The sequence below is a fragment of the Micromonospora sp. GCM10011542 genome, from assembly GCF_042650685.1.
In the GTDB taxonomy this organism is placed as follows: domain Bacteria; phylum Actinomycetota; class Actinomycetes; order Mycobacteriales; family Micromonosporaceae; genus Micromonospora.
Map to the genome: position 1 here is coordinate 322132 of NZ_JBHSBO010000040.1, position 16684 is coordinate 338815.

19 protein-coding genes and 1 pseudogene are annotated in these 16684 nt (G+C 71.2%); 8 read left to right on the forward strand and 12 right to left on the reverse strand.

What is annotated here, in order from left to right:
* The first annotated feature begins 83 nt into the window (after positions 1-83).
* Positions 84-233 carry a hypothetical protein gene (locus tag ACFOW4_RS14880; protein WP_377527950.1) on the forward strand — a complete coding sequence of 50 codons (150 nt, stop codon included), beginning with the start codon at positions 84-86 and terminating at the stop codon, positions 231-233.
* Entirely contained in the window at positions 233-589 is a 357-nt protein-coding gene (locus tag ACFOW4_RS14885) for a hypothetical protein (RefSeq protein ID WP_377527952.1), read from the forward strand. The genes ACFOW4_RS14880 and ACFOW4_RS14885 overlap by 1 nt, the downstream gene beginning before the upstream one ends.
* A gap of 23 nt (positions 590-612) precedes the next feature.
* Here the strand turns inward: ACFOW4_RS14885 and ACFOW4_RS14890 are convergent, their stop codons facing one another.
* Both ACFOW4_RS14890 and ACFOW4_RS14895 read right to left on the reverse strand, forming a co-directional pair.
* A complete protein-coding gene (locus ACFOW4_RS14890) occupies positions 613-1035 on the reverse strand; it encodes a nuclear transport factor 2 family protein (RefSeq protein WP_377527954.1) in 423 nt (140 codons plus the stop codon).
* Between the two features lie 186 nt (positions 1036-1221).
* Positions 1222-1935 carry a DUF4386 domain-containing protein gene (locus ACFOW4_RS14895; RefSeq protein WP_377527956.1) on the reverse strand — a complete coding sequence of 238 codons (714 nt, stop codon included), beginning with the start codon at positions 1933-1935 and terminating at the stop codon, positions 1222-1224.
* 69 nt (positions 1936-2004) lie between these two features.
* Between ACFOW4_RS14895 and ACFOW4_RS14900 the strand changes: the two genes are divergently transcribed.
* Entirely contained in the window at positions 2005-2751 is a 747-nt protein-coding gene (locus ACFOW4_RS14900; RefSeq protein WP_377527958.1) for a TetR/AcrR family transcriptional regulator C-terminal domain-containing protein, read from the forward strand.
* A gap of 20 nt (positions 2752-2771) precedes the next feature.
* On the opposite strand, the gene ACFOW4_RS14905 is transcribed toward ACFOW4_RS14900, so the two are convergent.
* Positions 2772-3434, reverse strand: coding sequence for a ThuA domain-containing protein (locus ACFOW4_RS14905; RefSeq protein WP_377527960.1), 663 nt, complete (start codon positions 3432-3434; stop codon positions 2772-2774).
* A gap of 71 nt (positions 3435-3505) precedes the next feature.
* Between ACFOW4_RS14905 and ACFOW4_RS14910 the strand changes: the two genes are divergently transcribed.
* Positions 3506-3841 (forward strand): ArsR/SmtB family transcription factor, encoded by a 336-nt coding sequence (locus ACFOW4_RS14910; RefSeq protein WP_377527962.1) that lies wholly within the window; start codon positions 3506-3508, stop codon positions 3839-3841.
* The gene (locus tag ACFOW4_RS14915; RefSeq protein ID WP_377527964.1) at positions 3838-4524 is read left to right on the forward strand and encodes a nitroreductase family protein; all 687 of its coding nucleotides are present in this window, start codon (positions 3838-3840) and stop codon (positions 4522-4524) included. Before ACFOW4_RS14910 ends, ACFOW4_RS14915 begins: the two co-directional genes overlap by 4 nt.
* Positions 4525-4873: 349 nt before the next feature.
* Here ACFOW4_RS14915 and ACFOW4_RS14920 read toward each other — a convergent pair whose 3' ends face one another.
* The gene (locus tag ACFOW4_RS14920; protein WP_377527966.1) at positions 4874-5842 is read right to left on the reverse strand and encodes an SDR family NAD(P)-dependent oxidoreductase; all 969 of its coding nucleotides are present in this window, start codon (positions 5840-5842) and stop codon (positions 4874-4876) included.
* An 86-nt stretch (positions 5843-5928) separates the two neighbouring features.
* On the opposite strand from ACFOW4_RS14920, the gene ACFOW4_RS14925 reads away from it, so the two are divergent.
* On the forward strand, positions 5929-6840 hold the full coding sequence (locus ACFOW4_RS14925; protein WP_377527968.1) for an AraC family transcriptional regulator: 912 nt from the start codon (positions 5929-5931) through the stop codon (positions 6838-6840).
* Here the strand turns inward: ACFOW4_RS14925 and ACFOW4_RS14930 are convergent.
* A complete protein-coding gene (locus tag ACFOW4_RS14930) occupies positions 6816-7466 on the reverse strand; it encodes a LysR substrate-binding domain-containing protein (protein ID WP_377528182.1) in 651 nt (216 codons plus the stop codon). The two genes, ACFOW4_RS14925 and ACFOW4_RS14930, sit on opposite strands and share 25 nt — an antisense overlap.
* Between ACFOW4_RS14930 and ACFOW4_RS14935 the strand changes: the two are divergent.
* Both ACFOW4_RS14935 and ACFOW4_RS14940 read left to right on the forward strand, forming a co-directional pair.
* Positions 7466-7702: pseudogene (locus tag ACFOW4_RS14935) on the forward strand (YybH family protein); the annotation flags it as partial. The gene ACFOW4_RS14930 and the pseudogene ACFOW4_RS14935 sit on opposite strands and share 1 nt — an antisense overlap.
* 32 nt (positions 7703-7734) lie before the next feature.
* Positions 7735-9264, forward strand: coding sequence for an MFS transporter (locus ACFOW4_RS14940; protein ID WP_377527970.1), 1530 nt, complete (start codon positions 7735-7737; stop codon positions 9262-9264).
* Between the two features lie 68 nt (positions 9265-9332).
* Here ACFOW4_RS14940 and ACFOW4_RS14945 read toward each other — a convergent pair whose 3' ends face one another.
* From ACFOW4_RS14945 to ACFOW4_RS14975, 7 genes are all read right to left on the reverse strand, one after another.
* Positions 9333-12140, reverse strand: a complete 2808-nt coding sequence (locus ACFOW4_RS14945) for a M14 family zinc carboxypeptidase (RefSeq protein WP_377527972.1) — start codon at positions 12138-12140, stop codon at positions 9333-9335.
* 103 nt (positions 12141-12243) lie between these two features.
* The gene (locus ACFOW4_RS14950; protein WP_377527974.1) at positions 12244-12798 is read right to left on the reverse strand and encodes a DUF5872 domain-containing protein; all 555 of its coding nucleotides are present in this window, start codon (positions 12796-12798) and stop codon (positions 12244-12246) included.
* Positions 12799-12857: 59 nt separating this feature from the next.
* Entirely contained in the window at positions 12858-14201 is a 1344-nt protein-coding gene (locus ACFOW4_RS14955; RefSeq protein ID WP_377527976.1) for a glycoside hydrolase family 18 protein, read from the reverse strand.
* Between the two features lie 97 nt (positions 14202-14298).
* Positions 14299-15186, reverse strand: a complete 888-nt coding sequence (locus ACFOW4_RS14960; protein ID WP_377527978.1) for a redoxin domain-containing protein — start codon at positions 15184-15186, stop codon at positions 14299-14301.
* A 13-nt stretch (positions 15187-15199) separates the two neighbouring features.
* Positions 15200-15640, reverse strand: a complete 441-nt coding sequence (locus ACFOW4_RS14965) for a phage holin family protein (protein WP_377527980.1) — start codon at positions 15638-15640, stop codon at positions 15200-15202.
* 83 nt (positions 15641-15723) lie between these two features.
* Positions 15724-15846 (reverse strand): ribosomal protein bL36, encoded by a 123-nt coding sequence (locus tag ACFOW4_RS14970; RefSeq protein ID WP_377527982.1) that lies wholly within the window; start codon positions 15844-15846, stop codon positions 15724-15726.
* Between the two features lie 138 nt (positions 15847-15984).
* Positions 15985-16461: a heme-degrading domain-containing protein gene (locus ACFOW4_RS14975; RefSeq protein ID WP_377527984.1), complete on the reverse strand. Its 477-nt coding sequence runs from the start codon at positions 16459-16461 to the stop codon at positions 15985-15987.
* Positions 16462-16684: the final 223 nt, after the last annotated feature.

Genomic DNA, 16684 nt, shown 5'->3' on the forward strand with positions numbered 1-16684 from the left:
ACCAGCCGCGCGGCCGCCAGGATGCTCCCGGGGTGGAACCCCGGGAACAGGACCTACGGCGCGGGAGACTCGTTGACATCAGCATGACCCACCTCCTGCGCACCGACGTGACGACCCGCGTCGCGGTGCCCCCGCCGCACGACCATCACCTCGACCTCGTCGGCGAGCCGACGACCTCGGGCCGGAATGCCGCGTGGTGCCGGCTCGACGTCCACGCCGAGGCGGGTCGGTAGTGCCGAGCATCGACCCCGAGGACGCGCGGGTGATGGCGGCCGGCAACCAGCTCGCCGACATCGCCCGGCAGATCATCACGGGTGCGGCCACCGGCGAACGCAGCGACATGTGGTCGATGGTGCACGGCCACCTGTGCGACGAGGCCGACCGGGCTCCCGTCCCGGTCGGCCATGTCCGGACCCGCAGTTCCGAGCAGCTGATCGCCGCGTTCATCGAGCAGTACCACGCGCTGAACCTGGGGGCGGCGGCCCTGATCACCGCGCTGGCGCAGCTGTACGCCAACACCGCCGGGATCACCGAGATCGAGGCCATCGACCGGGCCCAGGCGCTCATGCACGTCGGGTTCGAGATCTGACCCGACGGGCTGAGCCGGGCTGGTCAGGCAGCGACGGCCTGCGAGACGGCGTGGGTGTCCTCGTACAGGTGCAGGCGCACGATCTTGCCGTTCTCGATGGTGAAGTGGAAGGCCACCGGGGTGGTGAAGGTGCGCTTGTTGGCCTGCACCGTATGGGTGAAACGGCCGAGCCAGACCGCGTCGGCGCCGTCGACGAGGAGCTTGTGGAACTCGACGACGCTCTCGCCGGCGACCAGGGCGGGCCACAGGAGGTTGAAGTACCCGGGGACCTGCTCGCGACGTGTCCGGCGCCCCACCCACGGCAGGCTCTCGTCACCGGGGACGTACCAGTCAATCTCTTCGGCGAACACGTCGGCGACCCGGTCCGCGTCGCCGGTGCCGAGCAACTGGAAGAAGGTCTGGACCGTCTCCCGGACCGACTCCTCCTGCGCGATGTCGCGCGACATGACTACCTCCGATTGCTTCCGACGAGCTGAGGGGCCGGGGTCCCAGCTGACCATCCCGCCGCCCCTCGGCACGGCTGTACCGTTTGGTACAAAACTGAACGTAGCAGGTCAGGAGGCGATGACCAAACTTCTGTACCGACCGGTCGTGGACCGCTGGCCCACGACCGGCACGGAGATCGCGGCCGGCTAGGCGGCTACGGGAGGGGCTTCGGCGCCGACTGGCGCGGGGTCGAGCGCTGCCGCCGCCGGAGACCGGAAACCCCGCACGACCAGGTGGACGGCGAGGCAGATCTCCCACGTGAACACCGGTATGGCGCAGAGGGCCGCCCAGAGCGAGATCTGCTCGTAGAGGCCGAACATCTGCGCGGCGCCGGAGGCGAAGACCAGCGGGCCGCCGACCAGCCCCAGCGCGGCGATGAACCGTGGTACGAGGCCGGAGGCGTACAGCAGGTACGCGAGCAGCACCGTGTTCGTCCCGCAGACGAAGCTCGGTCCGATCAGGAACGTCCAGTCGTGGAACGCGACCAGGGCGCTACCCACGACGCCGGCGTCGGCGCTGGCCGCCTCGGTCGGGTTCTGCCGCAGCGTCACGATGACCAGGAGCGGGACGATGCCGGCGGCGATGACGCCGGCCTCGAGGGTGCGCAGCCCCACGTAGCCGAGCGCGAGGCCTTCGTTCTGCCGCTTGACGACGGGGAAGAGCGCGACGCCGGTCCCGATGATGGCGAGCACCAGCAGCACCTCCAGGAAGGCGCCGACGAGCAGCGGCGTGTCGGAGCCGGAGATCCGGGAGGTGTCGTGGAGGGCCGACTTGTAGAGGGCGAGGGCCACCACCGAGGTGACGTGGGTGACGAGGAAGAGGACGCCGGCGACCATGGCGGTCCTGCGGGCTGAAGTCATGCGAGCCTCCGAACAGAGGTGTACGGCGTACACCTCTAAGGCCTCAAACCGTAGGTGTACGTTGTACACATGTCAAGCGGCGACGTCGGCGTCACCACCAGCGGGCGCGACGAGAGCTCCCGCCGTGCGCCGCTGAACCGGGACCGGGTGCTGCGGGCCGCGGTAGCGCTCGCCGACGATGCCGGCATCGAGCACCTGAGCATGCGCAACCTGGCGCAGGCCCTCGGCGTCGTGCCCATGGCGCTCTACAAGCACGTCGCCAACAAGGAGGAACTCCTCGACGGCATGGTCGAGGTGATCGTCGGTGAGATCGACCCTCCGACGGTCGACGCCGGCTGGAAGGACGCGGTGCGGCAGCGGATCCTGTCGGCCCGCCAGGCGCTGTTGCGCCACCGCTGGGCCTCCCACGTGATCGAGACGCGTACGCAGGCCACACCGGTCGTGCTGGACTACATGAACTCGCTCATCGGCATGTTCCGGGCCGGCGGCCTCTCGGTCGACCTCACCCACCACGTGATGCACGCACTCGGCAGCCGGATGTGGGGGTTGACCCAGGAGGTCTTCCCCACGCCGCCACCACCGGCAGACCCGGACGAGCGGGCGGCCATGTTCCGCCAGGTGGCCACGCAGTACCCGCACATCGTCGAGATCGCCACGGCCGCGTCCCACGATGAGACGTCGGCGGTCGGACGAGGCTGTGACGACCAGTTCGAGTTCGAGTTCGCCCTGGACGTCCTCCTGGACGGTTTTGAGCGCCTTCACCAGCGGAACTGGAGCTCCGCCAACGCTGAGCGCGGAACACCTGCCGCCGGTTAGCGCCTTCTTGGACTCCGGCGTCAGGCCCGATGCCGCAGCCACGACACGATGCGCCCGAACAGCTCGACGTGTCCCGGGGACTCGTAGGACCTGACGTCGTGACCGAGAGCGTCGTAGACGATCCGGCTGCTCCCGACGGTGCGTGCCCAGACGAGCGGGTGGGTCTCGCCGCCCTCCTCGTGCACGTAGAGGGGCTGGATGCCACTGCCATCGACCAGATCCAGGTTGGTGTAGCGCTCGTCGTAGACCTCGAAGTCGCCGAGCCCCCGGGTGATCGGGTGGTCCACAGCGGTGCGCCGGACGAGGGTCTGGCCGATCGGCGGGTGGAACGTCCGGTCGTGGTGCCAGGTGGCGCCGAGCGTGGATCGCCAGGTCGGCAGGCCCGGGAAGGCGATCGTGGCGCTGTGGGTGGCCAGTAGGCTGCCGCCGCGGCCGAGGAAGGCGTCGAGGGTGCGTGCGAAGGCGTCGTCCTGGGGGATCGACGTCGTGCGGTTGGCGCTGGCGTTGACGACCAGCAGGTCGGCGTCGGCGAGGGCCGTCCCGAGCTGGTCGATGGAGGCTACGGTCGTCACGGAACCCGGGCCGCCGAGCAGTTCGGCGATCTTCGCGCTGGTCGCGGCCAGTGGGTGCCAGGGGTCGGCGTGCGGGCCTTCCCCGCTGAGGATGACGGTGTCGACGCGCATCATGCTGCTCCGTTCGGGGCCAAGATTTCGATGATTGGCGAAATCACGAAATGAAGGCTAGCATCGCCGCCATGAGAGCCCTGCATCATCCCGACCTGGCGTCGGTTGACCTGGCCACGCTGCTCGGCGCGCTCGCCGATCCGGTGCGGTTGAGCGTCGTGCGACAGCTGACACAGTCCGGCGGGGTGGTGTGCGGGAAGTTCGAGGCGCTGTCCGAGGTGAGCATGTCGACGCTGTCGCACCATTTGAAGGTCCTACGTGAGGCCGGCATCCTCCGCGTGACGCCGAACGGGAGTTTCCGCCGTCACGAACTGCGGGCCGACGAGATCAATGACCGGTTCCCCGGGCTGCTTCCCGCGGTCACCGCCAACCTCGGCATCCCGCAGAGCCTGGAGGCGCTGGCATGACCGACTTCGGACAGCAGGATCAGTCGGGCACGCTCGGGCTCTCCGCCGACGAGGTGCTGACCACCACCCGCGCGGTGCGGAAGCGCCTGGACCTTCGGCGCCCGGTGCCACGCGAGGTGATCGAGGATTGCCTCCGTATCGCCGCGCAGGCGCCGAGCGGCCGCAACAGGCAGCGCTGGGACTTCATTTTCGTCGAAGAGCCGCGGATGAGGGCGGCCGTCGCGCAGCTGTGGCGGCGCGGCCTGATGGCTCCGCCGCCCGGGTCCGGGACCGCCGGCCCGGCCTTCAGCCGGATGAGCTTCGCCTCGAACGAGTGGGGCCGCATCGCGGGCAGCTTGCAACACCTCGCCGAACACCTGCATGAAGTGCCGCTGCTGCTCATCCCGTGCCTGCGCGTCGAGTCACGCGCCGAACTCGACAGTGTTCGTGGGCAGGCCGGTGCCTGGGGCTCGGTCATACCGGCGTTCTGGAGCTTCATGTTGGCCGCACGCGAACGCGGGCTCGGCACCGCCTGGACCACCAGCCATCTCAGCTACGAGCGGGAGATGGCCGACCTCCTCGGCGTCCCGTTCGACACTGTCGTACAGGTGGCGCTCACACCTGTTGCCTACACCCTGGGCACCGACTTCAAGCCCGGTCCCCGCGCCGAGGCCGAGGCATTCGCCCACTGGAACCGCTGGTAGGGAGCCGTCGGCAGGGTTTCCCCCACCGCAGAGATCATGGGTCGCCGTGGTTCCGGAAAGCTCGCCTCGATCAGGCTTTCCGACGTGACGAAGATCTATCCCGGCGGGGGCGGAGTCCGGGCGTTGGACGGGGCGGCGGTCATTTTCGCGATCGGCTGTTCGTCACTCTCGTCGAGATCGGCCTGGTCGCGGCCGGCGTGTTGTTACTTCTCGGCTTCTGACCCGTCCCGCGCCTCCGGGCACCCGGCTCCGTGCGCCGCACCGCTGGACGCGGCGCACCGGCACGCCGGACGACGGCGATCGCGCAGGTGGTCCGAGACCACCTGCGCGATCGCCGACCGTCGGCTGGTCAGCGGGAGGCGAGAACCCCTTCGGCGTACGCCCAGAGCCGCTCGGCGGCGATCGGGTCGATCGCATGCTCGGCCACCCCGGCCATGGGCTCGGGACCGCCCGGCACCACCTCGGCCTCCTGGTTGTCCTCGTCGAAGTACCGGCCGGTGACGCCCTCGAGCAGCGGCGAGGCGGCCAGCAGCACGGTGGTGCTCGCGCCCTGCTCCGGGGTCTTGTAGTTCGGCAGGTCGATGCGGTTGCCCGCCTCGTCCAGCACTCCGAAGCCGCGCAGCGCCTCGTCGGAGAGGTGGCGTTGCAGGTTGGTGTTGATGATCCCCGGGCTGAGCGCGTTGGCGGTGATCCCGTCGGCGGCCCAGCTTCGGGCGATGCCGACGGCGAGCAGCGCGCCCGCGGTCTTGGACTGGCTGTAGGCGGTCCACGGGTCGTACGGACGCCTGTCGAACTGCGGGTCGTCGAGGTCGACGCCGGCGCGCAACTGGGCGCCGGAGCTGACGACCACCACCCGGGCTGAGCCGGCGGCCCGGAGGTTGTCGTGCAGGCCCAGGGCGAGGGCGAAGTGGCCCAGGTAGTTGGTGGCGAGCTGGAGTTCCCAGCCCTCTCGGGTGAGCTGCCGGTCGGAGATCGCCATGATCCCGGCGTTGGCCACCAGCGCGTGCAGCGGGCCTTCCCAGCCGGCGACGAAGGCGTCGACCGAGGTGAGGTCGGCCAGGTCGAGCGCGGCGGCCCGGACGGTGCCGGGACCCGATCCGGCGAACTCCGCGACCAGGCCGTCGGCCCGACCGGGGTCGCGGGTGGCCACGGTGACCTCCGCGCCGGCGCGTGCGAGGGCCCGCGTCGCTTCCAGGCCGATGCCGGAGGCGCCGCCGGTGACGATCATCCGTCGGCCGGTGAGGTCGACGCCGTCGAGGACCTCGGCGGCGGTGGCCCGGGCGGTGAACCGGGTGCTCAGGCGAGCAGTGCTTGTCATGACGCCAACGCTACGAGCGACCGACCTGGACTGCCTATACTCTAGGATCCGTCACTCTTTAGCGTACGTCCAGGAGGAGGGTTCGGATGGACCCGTTGGAGGACGTGCTGTCGTTGCTCGCGGCGACCGGTCGCCTGTCGTCCGGGATGGCCGCGGGCGGACGGTGGGCGGTCCGGTTTCCCCCTCCGGCCGGGGTCAAGTTCAACGTGGTCAGCCGGGGCCGGTGCTGGCTGCGGGTGGACGGCGTCACCGATCCTATCCACCTCGCCGATGGCGACTGCTTCCTGCTGACCCGGCCGTTGGCGTTCACTCTCGCCAGCGACCTGGACCTGCCGACCGAACCGGCGCACCCCCTCTTCGCCGCGGCCGTCGACGGGATCGCCCGCGCCGGCGAGGGCGACGAGGTGTACCTCATCGGCGGAGCATTCTCCTTCACCGGGCGGGCCCGCGAGCTGCTGCTCGACAACCTGCCACCGGTCCTGCACGTCCCCGCCGCGACGCCGGAGGCGGCCACCGTGCGCTGGGCGGTCGCCGAGATCGACGCCGAGCTGCGACGTCAGCCGATGGCGGCCACCCTCGTCGCCGAGCACCTCGCCGTGGTCATGCTGATCCGGATCCTGCGGCTGCACCTCGCCCACGACCCGGGCCGCATCTCGGGCTGGCTGGCCGGGCTGACCGACCCGACGGTCGCCGCCGCCCTGCGCGCCATGCACGCCCGTCCGGCGTACCCGTGGACGGTGGCCGAACTGGCCCGGGCCGCCGCCGTCTCCCGGTCGACGTTCGCGGCCCGGTTCAAGGACGTGGTCGGCAAGGGGCCGCTGGAGTACCTCACCGAATGGCGCATCGAGCTGGCCGCCGACCGGATCCGGCGGGGCAGCGACACCGTGGCCACCATCGCCCGCGTTGTCGGGTACGGCTCGGAAAGCGCGTTCAGCGTCGCCTTCAAACGCACCACCGGGCTCTCCCCCCGCGCCTACCGCAACCGGGCTGCCGCCTGACGGCCGTCTGGAGCGGTGAACGCCTGCCGGCTGTGGACCAGCAGCTCGCGGACCGCCGGGCTCCGCGGGTTCTTGCAGATCAGGGCGAGCAGCGCGGGTGCTGCCAGGTCCTCGACGGTGCGGGCGATGAGCCGGTCGCGGTAGCGCGCGGCCATCGAGGCGCTCAGAATCCCGACGGCCAGCCCACGGGCGGCGAGGTCGGCGATGGCGTCCGCGGCGGTGGCCTGCAACGCGATCACGGGCTGGAGCTGCTGTGCCGCGCAGGCCTGGTCGAACACCGTGCGCAGGCCGGTGCCCGGCGGCATGCACACGATCGGGTACGCGGCCAGATCGCGCAGGCGTAGCCGCTCCCGCTCGGCCAGCGGGTGGCCGGCGGGGACCGCCACCACCAACCGCTCGCTGATGATCGTCAGCGTGTCCAGACCCTGGGGGGCGGCGCTGGCGGTCCCCACCAGGGCCAGGTCGATCGTGCCGTCGCCCACCCCCTCGATCAGACGGTCGGAGTTGTCCTCCAGCAGCGAGATCTCCACCCCGGGATGAGACCGGTGGAACGCGGCGAGGGCGTCGAACAGGGGCGTGACGGTGCAGCCGACGACCATTCCGACGGTGAGCCGCCCGCGGATCAGGCAGCCAGACGGTGGGTCGGGAGGCGATCCACGCCATGTGGAGCAGGGTGCTGGCCCACCGCCCCCGCATCGAGCCGGAACAACCGCTGCCGACCTTGATCAGCGGCGACATCGCGCTCACCTCCACTCCGCCGAGCGACGGATCCGGCGCCCGCGCACAGGTTGTCCGACGCCAGCCGGACGGAAGCTGGTTGCGTCTGCTGGACCAGCCCGAGTTCACCCCGCCGACCCGCTGACGCACCCGCAACGGAAGAAGACAGGTATCAGAATGCGCAAGTGGCTGCCGCTGCTGACGGTCTGCCTGGGTACGTTCATGCTCCTCGTCGACGTGACGATCGTGACCGTCGCCCTGCCCGACCTGGTCGACGACCTGGGCGCCTCCTTCCGGGCGTTGCAGTGGGTCATCGACGCCTACGCCCTCGCGCTGGGCGCGCTGGTGCTCGGCGCCGGCTCGATCGCCGACCGGGTGGGGCACCGCCGTGCCTACGTCGTCGGCCTCGCCCTCTTCGCCGCCTCGTCGCTGATGTGTGGCCTCGCACCGAACGCCGGCGTGCTGATCGCCGCGCGAGCGGCTCAGGGTGTGGGCGCGGCGGCGATGTTCGCCACCACCTTCGCCCTGCTCAACAGCGCCTACACCGGACGGGACCGGGGGAGCGCGTACGGCATCTGGGGCGCGGTGGCCGGCGCCTCCGCGGCGGTCGGGCCGATCCTCGGCGGGCTGCTCACCGAGGGCGCGTCCTGGCGCTGGATCTTCCTCGTCAACCTGCCGGTCAGCGCCGTCGCCATCCTGCTGTGCGTCACCACGCTCACCGACGCGCAGGCGCGCGTCCGGGGCAGGATCGACGTCGCCGGCATGGCGAGCTTCACCGCCGCGGCGGCCTGCACGACGTACGCGCTCATCCGCGCGAACGAGGACGGCTGGTCCAGCGCCGCCGTCTGGTGGCTGCTCGTCCTGGCGGCGGTCCTGCTGGCCGGGTTCGTGGCGATCGAGGCGCGCACCCGGCACGCCATGCTCGACCTCGCCCTCCTGCGTAACCGCTCGTTCGTCGCGGTGCTGCTCGCCGGGCTGCTGCTGACGTTCGCCGCCTTCACCACGTTCACCTACACCTCGATCTGGTTGCAGTCCGTGCTGGGGATGAGTCCGCTCGCGGCGGGGCTCACCGGCCTGCCGATGTCCGTCACCGCGTTCGGCGTCTCGGCGGCGCTGGGGCGGGTGCTGCACGGCCGCCGTCCCGACCTGGTGATCGGCGCCGGGCTGCTCCTCGTCGGCCTCGGCAGCCTGCTCACGGCGGCGCTCGTGCACGGCTCGGCCGGTTGGCCGGCGCTGCTGCCGGGGCTGGCCCTGATCGGCGTCGGCGTCGGTCTGGCGACGCCCATCCTCGGCTTGGTGTCGATGTCGCTGGTGCCCCCCGAGCGCGGAGGCATGGCCGCCGGAGCGGTCAACACGACCCGCCAACTCGGTTTCGCCTTCGGCATCGCCGCACTGGGCAGCGTCTTCACCGCCCGGGCGCAGAGCAGCCTGGCCGCACGTGGCATCCCGGACGCGGCGCAGGTCGCGCACGCCATCGCCGGCGGGCAGACGCCCGCCCTGTTGCGTGCCACCCCGACGGCCGGGCGGCAACTGCTCGACAACGCGGCACACGCCGCGGGGGTGAGCGGCGTCCAGGCGACCTTCGCCGTGGCCGGAGCCGTCGGCGTCCTCGCCGGCCTGGTCGTGGCCGTCCTCATGCGACCGGCCCGGCGACGTGCTGCCGCCCCGGCCGAGCGCCCGGCCGTCGCCGAGGGAGCCGGTCGCTGACCGGTGTAAGGAGGGGCTCCTTGTTAACGCCAGGCGTTAACAAGGAGCCCCTCCTTACACCGGCTGCCTCAGCCCACCACGGACCGCAGCGGCACCCGGGTGTCCCGCAGGGCGCGGACCAGGTCGCCCAGGAACGGATGCTCGTCGGCCTGGCGACCGTCCGGGTTGGGGATCACCAGGTAGGCCGAGCCGCCCGCCACGGACACCCGCGCGTCGGCAGTGAACCGCTCGACGACCGCCCGGGTACGCGGCAGGTCGGCCACCGCCACCTCGATGCTGATCGGCCGCCACTCACCGCCCAGTTCCGTCGGCACGGGCGCCGCGGCGGCGCTCGCGCGCGCCGGGTTGATTCCCGTCGAGCGTCGGGGGTCCGCCACGGTTGGCCCGCCGGGGTGGAGCAACGCGTTGGCCACCAGGTGCAGGCCGTTCTCGTTGTACGCCCGGAAGAGCGGGTTGAACGCGAACAGCACCGCCCGCCCGGCGTCGGTCGGCTCCTCCACCAACGCCGCCGTCCCCTTCAGGGTGTCGACGCCGACGGTGTAGCCGTTGGCCCAGAAGGTGTCACCGGCCGGGTAGGTGAGCACGTTCGTACCGGTGCTGCTCGGGTTCAGGATCGGGTCGCTGTTGTTGAACTGGAAGTCCTCCGCCGGCCGCCCCAGCGCGACCGGGCTGTCCTGGTCGACGTCGACCCGCAGGTGCGAGCCGATGACCTGGTAGCCGGTCGGCTTCGGCTTCTCGGTGGTGGACGTGAGCCCGGCGGCGCGGGCCACTCGCGTGCCCTCGTTGCGCAGCCCCACGTAGGTGTGGCCCTGGGCGATCCAGGTGCGCAGGTTGGCCTGCCCGGCGGCGGTCAGACCGCCGGTCGGGCTGCTGCCGTCCGGCACCAGCAGCACCGTGCGTCCGGTGAACGCCTCGGTGTTGTCGTTGATGTCGGCTGTGGTGACCGGCGTCAGGTTCAGCCCCCACCGCTTGCCGAGCACGTAGCGGGCCTCGCCGTGCGAGCCGGACGTGGTGGAGATGCCGGTGCCCTGGAACAGCCCCACGTCGGGCAGTCGCAGCCGGGTGCCGGCGGCCCGGCCGCCCGCGGTCAGGGTCACCCCGAACCGCTCGGCCAGGTCGTCGACCTCCCGGGTCAGCCTGGTCGCCGGCAGGGCGACCGCGCCGGTGTCCAGGTCACGCACGAGCGGTACGCCCCGGGCGAGCAGGGTGAAGGTGAACTCCGCGGCGGCCGCCGAGTCCAACGGGTACGCGTACGAGCCCCAGGGCCACGCCAGCCCGCTGTGACCGCCGGAGATCCTGCGAACCAGCTCCGCCCGCGGCCGGACGTCGTCTCCGGTGTAGACCGTCGACACGCCCATCAGCAACGGGTTGCTCCAGGACGACACGTCGTAGAAGTAGGGGAACGGGGTGTACGGGTCCTCGCCCATGATCGCCTGGATCCAGTGCTTCTGCGGCTGGTCCATCGGGATCCAGTAGGCGCCCTTCGGCACCGTGACGTCGCGGGCCGTGCGCCCACCGAAGACGTGGGCGGTCGGCAGCCGGGTGGGCTGCCGCACCTCGTACACCTCGACGTCCATCCGGCGCAGCCGCTCGACCAACTGGCGTACGTCGGCGAGCTGCCGGTCGGGCAGCAGGAAGTACGAGCGGATCCGGATGTCCGGCACCGGGAACTGGACCTCGTTGGTGGGTTGGACCACCTCGTTCGGCTCCAGCATGCCGGCCCTGCCCTGGGCGAGCGCGTCGGTCCAGATGTCGAAGTAGTCGCGCAGCACCTCGCGTTTGTTGGCGGCGGCCCAGCCGAGGGTGGACCACTGGGTGTTGAACTGCTGCTGGACCCGGTCGGCCACCGCCGACGAGCTGCCCTTCTCGAAGGTCATGCCGGCCGCGCCGAAGCCGGCGGTCGGCACCGTGTCGCCGTAGCCCATGAAGAAGAGGTCGTAGGTGGAGTAGTTGAAGTAGCACTCGGTGGTGACCTCGCCGCCGCAGGCGCCGTTGTAGCCGAACCCGGCCTTGTTGGCGTCGCCGATCCGGTTGATCCAGTCCACCGCCTCGCCGGCGATCTCGTGGTGGATCGGGTCGGCGTTGGGCGGGAAGAAGTACTGCCGGCCACCCATCTCGTGGGCGTCGATGAAGACCTGCGGCGGGTACCGCCGCATGAGCTCCAGCTTGCCGTCAGTCTCCTGCTGGGTGCGGGCGAACCAGTCCCGGTTCATGTCGAAGCCGAACTCGTTCTGCCTCCGGTTGGCGTCGCGGCCGTCCGGGTTCTGGGTCGGGACGATGATGGTGACCAGATTGTCGTTGCGTTCCGCCACCGCGCAGGACAGGCCCGCCGCCAACTCGTACAGCGTCTTCAGCGCGGCGTCGGTGCCGCTCTTCTCCCCGCCGTGCACGTTGGCGGTGACCCAGACGATGGCCGGGCTGTCCTTCGCGGTCCGGGCGGCCTCCCTGCCGCTGGTGCGGCGCGGGTCCCGCAGGTCCCGGACGTCGTCGGCGATCCTGCGCAGCGCTGCCGGGCGGACGTTGCGTTCGTTGGACACCACCGCGTACGGCAGCGGCTGGCCGAGCACGCTGGTCGCCAGGACGCCGGTGACGACCCGGTCGGAGGCGCCGTCGACCGCGCCCAGGTAGGTCCGGACCTCCTCGTTGGTGACGACGCGCTCCTGGCCGACGCCGAGCGGGAAGCCCAGTACGGCCTCCGGGCTGGGCACCGTGCTCAGGTGGGCGCCCGGGTCGTCGGTGCAGGGGGAGGGATGCGGGGCGGCGGCGGCCGGCGTGCCGCCGAGCAGTGGGGTCATGCCGAGCAGCAGTGCGATCGTGGCGGCGCTCGCCAACCGCCTCGGGGGAGTCGTGGAGAACGGATGCGTCGATCGGGCCATGTCATGTTTCCCTTCTCGGGAAAAGCACGCAGTGGCCGGAGCCTATGAACCGCCGACATCGCGGTCAAGGCTTCATCGACTTTCCTGACTGTGCCGGCGCGGCTCAGCGCCGGTTGAGTTCCGACTCCAGGCGCTGGAGGAGCGTCTTGCGGGCCCGGCCCTCGCGCTCGCGTTTCAGCGCCGCCTTGAGCTGCCGATTGTCGAGGTCGCGCACGACCTTGCTGGCCTCGGCGACCGTCATCTCCGTCACCGCGGCGCCGCCGGACGTGACGTTGCGGCGCGCCCGTTTGGCCGGTCGGGTGTTGGCTACGAACTGCCGGCCGGAGCGGGACTCCCGCCGCTTCTTCGCGTCCGTCGCGCGCTGCTCCTCCGGGGAGAGCTGGTCCCAGGCCCGCTTCGGCAGGTACCGCTCGGTCTCGCCGTCGTGGCGTGCCCGGGTGTCGCCCTCCCTGCTCTGCCATTCCTCGCTGCCCCACCGTTGCAGGGACTTCTGCCGCTCGTCCTTCGGGCCCTCGAAGCCACCGCCGCGCTTCTTGTACTGCTGGGTGAGCAGCTGCGACTTGCGCGCCGACCACTGCCCCGGCCGGCCGCCCTTGTCGGAGGCCTGGATCTCCTTCTTGAGCTGTTCGCGCAGCTCGGGCTTCGTGTAGCGCGCCATGCCCGGGAGGTACCCGGGCCACCGGGGCATATGCCTGCCCCGGTGGCCCGCGGGTACGGCTACCAGGTCGTCAGTCCGAGGTCGATCGTTTTGGTCAACGTGGCATTGTCGTCGTCGCCGTCCAGCGACCAGACCATGGCCCCGGCCAGACCGGCGCGACGGATGTAGAGCGTCTTCTGCAGCACGACCGCCGGATCGTCGTACGTCCAGAACGTCGTGCCGTCGAACAACCAGGCGTGCCCGGCCCGCAGGTCGCGGTGCACGGTGAAGCCCTTGTCGGTCAGGGTCTTGAGCTGCCTGTAGTCCTCGTACCCAGGCTCGAAGGTGGCCGGCGCGGGCCCGGCGGCCGGCTGGAAGAGCCCGTTACCTCCGCCGGTGACGCCGGTCCAGCCCCGGCCGTAGTACGGGATGCCGAGGACGAGCTTGTCGCGCGGGGCGCCGCGGGTGAGCCAGCCGTCGATGGCCACCTCGACGGAGAAGTCCGGGTTGTCCGGTGCGCCCGCCGGGACGCGCAGAGCCGACTGCTGGTTGGTGACCGGGTCCCAGCCGCCGTGGAAGTCGTACCCCTGCACGGTGGCGAAGTCCAGGTACCGGAAGATCCGGCGGCCCTCGTAGCCGGCGTCCATGGCGGCCGGGTTGGCCGGCAGGAAGGCGGTCAGCGCGTAGTGCTGGCGCGTCGTCCGGCCGTACGCGTCGAGTTGCCGGCGGAACTCCGCGAGCAGCTTGGTGAAGTTCTCCCGGTCCTCCGGGCGGACGACGTTGCCCGGCTCGCCCGCCCAGTTCGGCCACTCCCAGTCCAGGTCGATGCCGTCGAAGACGCCCGCGGCGGCACCCGGGCCGCCCGCGCCGCCGTTGCCGCCCGGCAGGTTGCCCTTGAGGTAGAGGTCGATGCAGGAGGCGACGAACGCCTTGCGGGAGGCGTCGGTGCGGGCGGCGTTGGAGAAGTACGTCGACCAGCTCCAGCCGCCCAGCGAGATCAGCACCTTCAGGTCGGGGTGCTTGGCCTTGAGCTTCGCGAGCTGGCCGAAGTTGCCGTTGAGCGCCGAGCCCGGGGCGTCGGCGACGCCGTCGACGCTCTCCTCGGCCGGGACCGGGCGCTGGTAGTCGGCCCAGGCGTCACCCTCACCCGGCCCACCGTCGACATAGCAGCGCCCGTCCTCGCTGACGTTGCCGAAGGCGTAGTTGACGTGGGTGAGGCGGCTCGCCGCCCCGGAGGTGTCGAGCTTCTTGACCGTGAAGCCCCGGCCGTAGATGCCCCACTGGGTGAAGTAACCGACCCGGTGGTAGCCGGCACGCTGGGTCCGGGTGTCGTCCGCGCTGGCGGCGGCCGGCGGGGTGGCGGTGACCAACACGGTCAGCAGTGCGACCAGGGTGGTCAGGCGGCGGTGACGGCTTGGTCGCATCGGCACTCCCACGGCAGCTCGAAAGAATCAGTAAAGACACCTTCCTGATCGATGAAGTTAAGCCGGACATCCGCTCGGGTCAAGAGCGGACGGGTTCTCAGGGGCCGAAGGTGAAGGCGTACGCGCGAAAGCCGGGCTGATCGGCGGTCAGGGTGAGCAGGTGATCGTCGCGGGACGCGCCGGCGACGAGCCGGATCATCCCGGCCCCGTCGATGCGCGCCACCGCGTCCGGGCCCACGTCCGCGCCGCGCTCGTCGCCGACCGGTCGCCCGTCCAGTCGCACCGTCAGCGCGGCGTCCCCGGACGGCCCGGGGTGCACGACGAGATTCACCTCGCCGGCGTTGAAGGGAAGAGCGATCTCGCCGGGGCCGCTGAGAAGTTCGACGTAGTCGCCGCCGCTGTGCCAGTCGCCGGTCACCTGGAACGAGCCCGGAATGCCCCGGTCGGCGCCGAGGTAGGTCTCCTCCGTCACGTCGGCGTAGGAGGGCTGAGGGGTGGCCACGAACTTCGCCGCCTCGGGCGTGGCCGGCGGCAGGTCCGCCCCGGCCGTTCCGGCCACAAGAAGCCGCCGGATCTCCGCCTCCGTACGGTCGTAGTCGCCCTCACCGATCCACCGCTCGACGAGTCTCCCGTCCGCGTCGAAGAGATACCGCGCCGGCCACGCGATGTTGCCGAGGGCTCTCCAGAACGTGAAGTCGTTGTCGAGCGCGATCGGGTAGGTGAGCTGGTGGTCGCGGATGCCCCGGTCGATGTTCTCGGCCCGCTTGCCGAACTCGAACTCGGGCGCGTGCACACCGATGACGGTCAGCCCCAGGTCCGCGTAGTCGCGGTGCCAGGCCTTGACGTACGGCGACGTGCGGATCCAGTTGATGCAGGTGTACTCCCAGATGTCGACCAGGACCACCCGACCGCGCAACGCGTCGGGGGTCAGCGGCGGCGAGTTGACCCACCGTTCGACGGTGAACTGAGGGATCCGCACGGTCATCCCTTCGTCGCCCTCACCGCTCCAGCGCGTCCCGGGCGGCGGCGGAGCCAGCGGGAACCACCCGCGCGGCGGTCGCCGACACGGCGTCGCGGACGTCGTCGGCGAGTCGAGCCGAACTGCCCCCCGCCGCGCGCAACCGTTCCAGGCCCGACGCACCCATGAAGACGGCCGCCGCCAGGTAGCCGGCGGTGAGACCGGCCGAGGCGAGCCGCCGGGGCAGGAACGACTCCAGCATGCGCAACACGGTGGTCGACGCCGCGCCGGCGCTGAGCACCAGGCACCCACCGGCCGCGGCGAGCAGTACGAAGCCGATGCCGGCCGGGCGGGCGGCATCGGCCAGTTGGGCGCGTACCGCCCGCACCTCCTCGCGGACCACGTCCGCGACGTCCTCGGCCAGGCGGTCCGCCGGCCGGGGCGGTCGGCCTGCGGGCTGGTTCGCGGCGGCGTCGCTCATCGGGCCTCCCTGCTCGTCGTCCGGGCCCGCCTACCCGGCAGGGCCGCGGGCATACCTGCCAGCCGGGAGGCGTCGGGCGCGCGTCAGCCCTGGCGGGCCTTCTGCCGCGGGTCGGACTTGTTGATCACGTAGGTCTTTCCCCTACGGCGCACCACGATGGAGTTCACCTTCTGCTTCAACCCTCGCAGCGAGTTCCTGACCTTCATGAGCAGCCACCCATCGGTAGGAGGGACACGGATCCGGCGACGCGCGACCCACCTCCTCCGCGCGCCCCGCCACGGTTACCCGGGGGGACCGCCCCCAACCGTGGGCCCGCTGCACGCCGGCCGCTCCGGAGCGCGTGACTACCGCGGCATCGTGCGCAGCACATCGACGACGAACCGGTGGTCCTCCAGCTGCGGCAGCCCGGAGACGCCGAACCACCCCACCACCCCGGTGCCGCGCACGCGCAGTGGCACCGCGCCGCCGGCGGCGGCGTACCGCGAGGCTGGCAGGGCGTACCGCTGGGTCAGCGTCACCTGCTTGTCCTGGCAGAGCCGTGCCATGTACAGCGACGAGTGTTCGAACCGCATCACCACTCGCCCCTTACGCCGCAGCCACGCGTCGTTGTCCTGCGTCGAGCCCGGCAGGCCGCAGTGGAACAACTGGCGCCCGGCCCGCCACACGCCCACCGCGATCGGCAGGCGCTGCTCCCGCGCGGCGGCGACGGCCCGCATCCCCAACTCGTACGCGTCCGACTCCGACAGGCCGGCAAGCTCCAGCTCGCCCTCCTCCCGCAGCAGCTCGTCCAGCGTCGGCCACGGGTCCTGTGCAGATGGCATACGCACCTTCTCGTCGGTCGTGTGTGTGCCGTTGATTCTCGCAAACCCGACGGTTTCTGACTCGTCCGAGGTGCGATCTGGGCCTGCCGGCCTCTCCCGTCCTCAGGACACTTCTGCCTCTTCGTCCCGTTCGGGCGCTGGCGGCACGTCCATCACTTCTGTGCCGTACCGGACATCGAATCCGGATATGCGAATGGTGGAAGAACTGTGCACCTCCTGACTC

Excerpts from the sequence above, each read along its gene's own strand:
- ACFOW4_RS14945 (WP_377527972.1), bottom strand. The coding sequence starts at position 12,140 with ATGGCCCGATCGACGCATCCGTTCTCCACGACTCCCCCGAGGCGGTTG.
- ACFOW4_RS14975 (WP_377527984.1), bottom strand. The coding sequence starts at position 16,461 with ATGCCATCTGCACAGGACCCGTGGCCGACGCTGGACGAGCTGCTGCGG.
- ACFOW4_RS14960 (WP_377527978.1), bottom strand. The coding sequence starts at position 15,186 with ATGACCGTGCGGATCCCTCAGTTCACCGTCGAACGGTGGGTCAACTCG.
- ACFOW4_RS14895 (WP_377527956.1), bottom strand. The coding sequence starts at position 1,935 with ATGACTTCAGCCCGCAGGACCGCCATGGTCGCCGGCGTCCTCTTCCTC.
- ACFOW4_RS14880 (WP_377527950.1), top strand. The coding sequence starts at position 84 with ATGACCCACCTCCTGCGCACCGACGTGACGACCCGCGTCGCGGTGCCC.
- ACFOW4_RS14970 (WP_377527982.1), bottom strand. The coding sequence starts at position 15,846 with ATGAAGGTCAGGAACTCGCTGCGAGGGTTGAAGCAGAAGGTGAACTCC.
- ACFOW4_RS14915 (WP_377527964.1), top strand. The coding sequence starts at position 3,838 with ATGACCGACTTCGGACAGCAGGATCAGTCGGGCACGCTCGGGCTCTCC.
- ACFOW4_RS14940 (WP_377527970.1), top strand. The coding sequence starts at position 7,735 with ATGCGCAAGTGGCTGCCGCTGCTGACGGTCTGCCTGGGTACGTTCATG.
- ACFOW4_RS14925 (WP_377527968.1), top strand. The coding sequence starts at position 5,929 with ATGGACCCGTTGGAGGACGTGCTGTCGTTGCTCGCGGCGACCGGTCGC.
- ACFOW4_RS14955 (WP_377527976.1), bottom strand. The coding sequence starts at position 14,201 with ATGCGACCAAGCCGTCACCGCCGCCTGACCACCCTGGTCGCACTGCTG.
- ACFOW4_RS14900 (WP_377527958.1), top strand. The coding sequence starts at position 2,005 with ATGTCAAGCGGCGACGTCGGCGTCACCACCAGCGGGCGCGACGAGAGC.
- ACFOW4_RS14965 (WP_377527980.1), bottom strand. The coding sequence starts at position 15,640 with ATGAGCGACGCCGCCGCGAACCAGCCCGCAGGCCGACCGCCCCGGCCG.
- ACFOW4_RS14920 (WP_377527966.1), bottom strand. The coding sequence starts at position 5,842 with ATGACAAGCACTGCTCGCCTGAGCACCCGGTTCACCGCCCGGGCCACC.
- ACFOW4_RS14890 (WP_377527954.1), bottom strand. The coding sequence starts at position 1,035 with ATGTCGCGCGACATCGCGCAGGAGGAGTCGGTCCGGGAGACGGTCCAG.
- ACFOW4_RS14910 (WP_377527962.1), top strand. The coding sequence starts at position 3,506 with ATGAGAGCCCTGCATCATCCCGACCTGGCGTCGGTTGACCTGGCCACG.
- ACFOW4_RS14950 (WP_377527974.1), bottom strand. The coding sequence starts at position 12,798 with ATGGCGCGCTACACGAAGCCCGAGCTGCGCGAACAGCTCAAGAAGGAG.
- ACFOW4_RS14905 (WP_377527960.1), bottom strand. The coding sequence starts at position 3,434 with ATGCGCGTCGACACCGTCATCCTCAGCGGGGAAGGCCCGCACGCCGAC.